The organism is Polaribacter sp. 20A6, from assembly GCF_011378915.1.
In the GTDB taxonomy this organism is placed as follows: Bacteria; Bacteroidota; Bacteroidia; order Flavobacteriales; family Flavobacteriaceae; genus Polaribacter; species Polaribacter sejongensis.
The window spans coordinates 1-627 of sequence record NZ_WTPZ01000093.1 but is presented as its reverse complement, the minus strand read 5'-3'; the positions used below and the strand labels follow the sequence as shown (position 1 = coordinate 627).

Below are 627 nucleotides of genomic sequence, written 5' to 3'. Positions count from 1 at the left end.
GTTTTGTGTGCCTTGTTGTCTGTGCTTTGTGACGCACCAATTCAGTGCATTTTTTCCAGCAAGGAAAATTGTGATATAGCAGGTCAGGAGGATGACTGCTCTAGTGTACTGTTCATTGATTGCGGTTTTGTGTCTTTGTGGATACTTAAATGCAACAGATGTTACTCCAGGACAAACTGCAGTAAAGCCAGGAGAGTGTCCACCCCAAACACCTGGAAGCTCCTGTACCAGGTTATGTGACTGTGACTCTAGCTGTCCTGACAATGAGAAGTGTTGCAGCAATGGATGTGGACGTTCCTGTACATCTCCTTATACAGTGAAGCCGGGTCAATGTCCCAAAACGAAGAGCGTTCCAGGATGTGCTGAAAGCTGTTTCCATGATGGCCAGTGTCCTGCCGCACAGAAGTGTTGCCCAACCACCTGTGGCCATGTATGTAGTGAACCAGATGATCAGGAAAGTGATGAGGCAAGTGGTCAGGGATACGGAGGTGGTTATGGACAAGGAAGCGGTCAGGGTTACGGAAGTGGTCAGGGAAGTGGTCAGGGTTATGGAAGTGGCCAGGGAAGTGGTTACGGCCAGGGAAGTGGTTATGGCGAGGGACGTGGTCAGGGTTTCGGAAGTGGCCG

General features: G+C 50.1%; 1 protein-coding gene. It reads left to right on the top strand.

What is annotated here, in order from left to right:
• Nucleotides 1-377: 377 nt before the first annotated feature.
• A partial coding sequence (locus tag GQS57_RS19070; RefSeq protein ID WP_240915531.1) for a hypothetical protein occupies nucleotides 378-627 on the top strand: 250 nt, incomplete at its 3' end.